We start from the raw sequence: 5041 nt of genomic DNA, 5'->3' as shown, positions 1-5041 counted from the left end.
TCCACCCTAGCCTGCGAGCTTGAGTTATTTACCAGCTTTTTAGCCTCTACATTTATATCTTTAGCATAAATTTGACTAGATGTATTTACCAAAGTGTCTGCTTTTATATCAAGGCTCTCTTTGGCTGCTATTAGCGCTTCATCTTTGTTTGTTATAGTATTTGCTTTTATGCTTGTATCTTTATTAGAAGCGATAGCACCAGCATTAACTATATCACCATCAAGGCTTATCTCTATGTTGTTATTTGCTATAACTAGACCATTATTATTTACGCCCACACCGTTACTTGTGCCAACTAGTTTGATTTTATTAGCATACATACCGCCAAGCGCGCTACTATCTAAGCTAAAGCTGTTTTCTTGGTTTTTAGCTTTTACGTCGTTGTAAAGTCTATCTTTGCTTGAAGTAAGCGCCTTTTCACCGATGATGTTTAGCTCATTTGCGTGGATATTTGAGTTTAAATTTATGGCATTTGAGATCACATTAGTATAGTCGCTGCTCTTATCGTTTAGGCCGTCCCCTACGATGTCGATTGACTTGTCAGATATTAGCTCTATCTCTTTAGGGCTTAGTTTATTGATATTGCCTGTTGTTAGTGTGAGTGAGCGAGAGTTGATCATATTTAGACCATCTACGCTTATGCCATTTGGGTTTGCTATGACTACGTCAGCCCTGCTTCCAGCTACCTCTAAATTTCCTTTTAGAGATGATTTCTCAGCCGAATTTACTTTGTTGATAATAAGGCTTGCCTCTTTATTTAGCCTATAGTTTGCATCTATCTGACCAGCTATCTTAGTATCTATGTTTTTATTAGAGTTATTAAGGATAGTGCCAGTGGTTGGAGTATTAAACCTACTATATTCATTTATAGATACGCCCTTGCTATCAGGGTTTGTGATGTTTATTATTAGCGTCTCATTAGGAGCTTTTAGTATATCAGGGCGGTTGCTAGCGCCTGGATCAGCTATGATGCTTGGCTCATTTGCTAATGCTGGCATAGTGCCAAGTAGCAAAGAGAGACTTACGTAGAAATTTAAGCCTATGGTTAAAAGACTAGGCTTTTGATTGCTTTGTGAATTTGAAATTTGGTTGTTCTTTAGCATATTTTATCCTTAAAATTCGTAGCTTATGATGAAATTTACATTTGTTGATTTAGATTCAAAGCTCTTTGGTTTATAAAGAGGTTTAGAGACAGATATGTCGTAGCTTAGGTTGTTGTAGGCTTTTATACTGCCTCTTAGACCTATGGCGTATCCTGCAAGGGTGTTTTTATCCTTTATGCCGCTATTTGCTGCTCTTACCATGCCAGCGTCAAGCCCTGCATAGACAGAGTTGCTCTTATAGTAGTTATATGAGAGGGTATTTCTTACGCTTACTCCGTGGTTTCCAACAAGCGAGCTCTCCCCATCAAATCCCCTAACACTGTGATACCCGCCGATGCTAAAACGATCCTGCAAGCTTAGTTTATTTAGTCCATATCTTGCGTTGATATTTAGATCATAGCTTAGTGGAAGTTCAAATTTATATTTGTAGTTTAGGTTTAAATTTATTAGAGCAAACCTAGATGTAGCCTCGCCGCTATCTTCTAAAGGATCGGGCTGTGATCTAAATATACCAGTGCCCTTTTTGTAAGCTAGCTTGGCGCTAAAAGCTTGGTTGTAAGAATTCCAGCTTGATTTTACACCTACCTCATATCCAGCATTTCTTCTAGCTTGGTTATCTAGCTCGTAGTCCTCTAGGTAGTTTTTATTTTTTCTCTTAAATAGCTTTACGTAAGCGCTATTTTTAAAATTTGAGTCTCTATAAAATGTATAAGCAAGGCTTAGTGAGTCGCTCTCGCTTCTACCTTTATATGTGTAGAGGTTGTAGGCTGCGTTTATGATCTGGGCGTAGTCATATTTGCTCTTTTCATACTCAAGCATGAAGTAGCCAAACGGGACAGTAAAGCCGTAATAATAGTTATTTGAAGCCCCGTGATCAGTAGCGCCATTAAATTTATTTGTGACCTCATACTTTTTAAAGATATCTTTGCCGTGTGAGAAGCTAAAAATTTCGTTAAATCCAAGTAAATTTAGCGTGCTTAAATTTAGCATTCCTTGATATTTGCCACTTTGTTTTGAGCCAAGGTTATCAATGCTTATAGCAGCTTTTAGTGGGAAGCTATCAACTCTAGTTATTACTATATTTGAAAAGCCAGCTCTGTTTGAAGGTAAGAATTTAATGCTAACATCATTTTTCGAGACGTTTTGAAGTGACTCAAGAGCCTGCTCGATATCTCTTATGTTTGCCACTTTATTTTTATGAGAGTACTCACCAAATGCGCTAAATAAGCTCGCTCTATTTCTTTGGCTATCAAGCTCGTTTATGCTTATATCATCTATTAAGCCAAGATTTATCACAAACTCTAGCTTGGCATCTTTTAAGCTCTTTGTAACTAGGCTCGCACTTGAAGTGATATAGCCACTTTTTATTATCTCGTTGTTAAAAGAGTTTATGATTAGATTGATAGAGTTTTTGCCAAGACAGCTGCCAGCTTTAAAATCAAGCTTGTTTAAGCTAGTCTCTAAGATAGAGTTAAATTTAGAGTAGTTTGCATTATAAGCTTCTCTTATTATAGCCTCATCAGCACCACTACTAGCGTTAAAGCTAGCTACTTCATTCTCACTAAGAAGTGAAATTTTATCTATTTTAAAACATGGGGTTTCATTTAAATTTAGCTTACCTACTGAAGTTGGTTTTTCGTTAAGCAAATTTATGTTTGAGCTTTCGTTAAAAGAGCTTGCCATACTCGCCCTAATCTCTTCGTTGTTTAACTCATTTTTTAGATTAGTCTCATTAGCAAGTAGCGCAGCACACACTATGCCTAAAGATAAGAGAGTTCTCATCTCAACCTTCCTTGGAAATAACTATAAAGTTATATTTTCTAAAATAATTTAGTGACATTATAAAGGAAGTAATCTTAATATAATATTAAAATATAATTAGAAAAAAGAATTTTTATACAAAATATTTCAAAAATGAAACTTTTTAGATATACAAATAGTAAAAGCAAATTTATTTTGGTTTATCCTCTTGTATGTAAAATTTAATTTCATATTGACAATGATTATTATTTTGATATAATTGCGCAACTGATTTATATTTCGTAATTTCAGCAGTTAAAGTGTTTTATAGACGTGCTATTTTATAAATTTGATAAAGTAAATTTGGTTTTGATTACTAAATTTTCTAAAAATTAGCAAAATTTAGATCTATAAAAATTTAACAATATTTTTGTGACATATATTAGAAATAGAAAATAGACAATTTAATCTGAAAGGATAGGTAATGAACAAGCATTTATTTGCACTTTTGGCTTTGGCGGCATTTAGCAGTCACTCTTTAGCTCACGAATTTTGGCTTTTTGGTAGCAGTAAGGAAGTAACTAGCGTTGATATAGGCTACGCAGACGACTTCCCGACTGTTGAAAAGATCCCAGATAATAGAATCGCCCTATTTGAAGCCCCATACGTTATAAACAAAAATGGCGAGAAACTGAGCCTAAAACAAAGCGGCGAAAACTACCACTATGAAAGAGCCAAACTAGAAGACGGCTCATACCTTATAGCTGGCGAATATAAGCCTACGTTTTGGACAAAAGCAGGCGATGGCACATGGCACATGGACAAAACCAAAGAGGACATCAAGGACGCCAAATACTGCAAAAAAGCGAGCATGAGCGCAAAAGGCGTAATAAATAAAAACGCTAAGGACGACTCTGTAACAAAACCATCCAACCAACGCCTAGAGATAGTCCCACTTGACAATCCAGCAAATTTCAAAGTTGGTGTGCCGTTTAAAGTAAAAATTCTATTTGAGGGCAAACCTTTAGAAAATGCTACACTTGATGGAACATTTGATGGATTTTTAAAAGAAAAAAGCGCATTTCATGGCCAAACTGAGCCAGATGGCACGATAGAAGTGCTTGCACTTAAACCTGGAAAATGGCTGCTACAAACAGTGCATAAAATGCCATTTGCTGACTCAAAAATTTGTGATGATGAGACGATCGCTGCAACGCTTGCGTTTGAGCTAAAATAGATCAAATTTAGAATTTATCAAGGGGTGCAGTCAAATGTGCCCTACTCTTTTACCTTATAAGTCAAATTTATCAAGACAAAATCAGCAAATTTATGTGCGGCTAAATTTTAAAATTTGTGTATTTCTAAAAGATTTAATAACTCCAGCAATCATAATTTCATCATTATTTGTAATCTCTAAACTTTTAAAAACTGCTGATCCGTTTTCGCCTAAAACCTTTTGCAAAACTCAAGCACCTAGTTATTAAAACAAGTTTTTAGAGCTTCAGTAAAGAATTCTGAAATTTTTGAATACAGTATTTCAATATAATTTCTGCTATCTAAATACCAAAATTGCTTCGCATATTAGCAAGCAATAAAGAAAGTATCATAATCCGTAGATGTAAAAATTTAATGGAAACAATACACAATTCATTTTACTGTGAAAAACGAGCGTTTCGTTGCTTTATATATACAATTCTGCTAGTTTTAGCATAAATTTGCCTTTTATAAAGAAAAAAGACGTTTTGCACACTTTTACTTCAAAGTACAATTTATTACAGGTTAAATTTACTAGTCAAATTTGTTGCACTAGCAGTCAATTTTTCAAAATTTGAGTTAAATTTAAAAGAAAAATGGTGACCCATACGAGACTCGAACTCGTGTTACCAACGTGAGAGGCTGGTGTCCTAACCGCTAGACGAATGGGCCAAAAGATGGTGCCCCGTGTAGGTCTCGAACCTACGACCCCATCATTAAGAGTGATATGCTCTACCAACTGAGCTAACGAGGCAAGATTAAATATCAATAACAAAGTGTTATCTTAGAACTTATAATCTTAAAATTTAATTTGATCACTCAAAAAAACAAGAAAAAATAGAATCAAGAACCTTAACCTAAGGTTTGGTAGATGGCGCAGCGGACGGGGCTCGAACCCGCGACCTCCGCCGTGACAGGGCGGCATTCTAACCAACTGAACTACC

Annotated in this window: 4 protein-coding genes and 2 tRNA genes; 1 reads left to right on the top strand and 5 read right to left on the bottom strand. The window is 35.5% G+C overall.

What is annotated here, in order from left to right:
• Nucleotides 1–1103: filamentous hemagglutinin N-terminal domain-containing protein (locus CVT14_RS10465; protein ID WP_159071756.1), on the bottom strand; the 1103-nt coding region annotated here is incomplete at its 3' end.
• A gap of 9 nt (nt 1104–1112) precedes the next feature.
• On the bottom strand, nt 1113–2885 hold the full coding sequence (locus tag CVT14_RS10460; protein ID WP_107850304.1) for a ShlB/FhaC/HecB family hemolysin secretion/activation protein: 1773 nt from the start codon (nt 2883–2885) through the stop codon (nt 1113–1115).
• A 442-nt stretch (nt 2886–3327) separates the two neighbouring features.
• On the opposite strand from CVT14_RS10460, the gene CVT14_RS10455 reads away from it, so the two are divergent.
• Nucleotides 3328–4080: a DUF4198 domain-containing protein gene (locus tag CVT14_RS10455; RefSeq protein WP_021089389.1), complete on the top strand. Its 753-nt coding sequence runs from the start codon at nt 3328–3330 to the stop codon at nt 4078–4080.
• 90 nt (nt 4081–4170) lie between these two features.
• Here CVT14_RS10455 and CVT14_RS10980 read toward each other — a convergent pair whose 3' ends face one another.
• From CVT14_RS10980 to CVT14_RS10445, 3 genes are all read right to left on the bottom strand, one after another.
• A complete protein-coding gene (locus CVT14_RS10980) occupies nt 4171–4305 on the bottom strand; it encodes a hypothetical protein (RefSeq protein ID WP_021089405.1) in 135 nt (44 codons plus the stop codon).
• A 389-nt stretch (nt 4306–4694) separates the two neighbouring features.
• Nucleotides 4695–4769, bottom strand: a tRNA-Glu gene (locus tag CVT14_RS10450).
• Between the two features lie 6 nt (nt 4770–4775).
• Nucleotides 4776–4851, bottom strand: a tRNA-Lys gene (locus CVT14_RS10445).
• Nucleotides 4852–5041: the final 190 nt, after the last annotated feature.

Source organism: Campylobacter concisus, assembly GCF_003048445.1.
Classification (GTDB): Bacteria; Campylobacterota; Campylobacteria; order Campylobacterales; family Campylobacteraceae; genus Campylobacter_A; species Campylobacter_A concisus_BF.
This window is presented reverse-complemented; position numbering and strand designations above follow the sequence as displayed.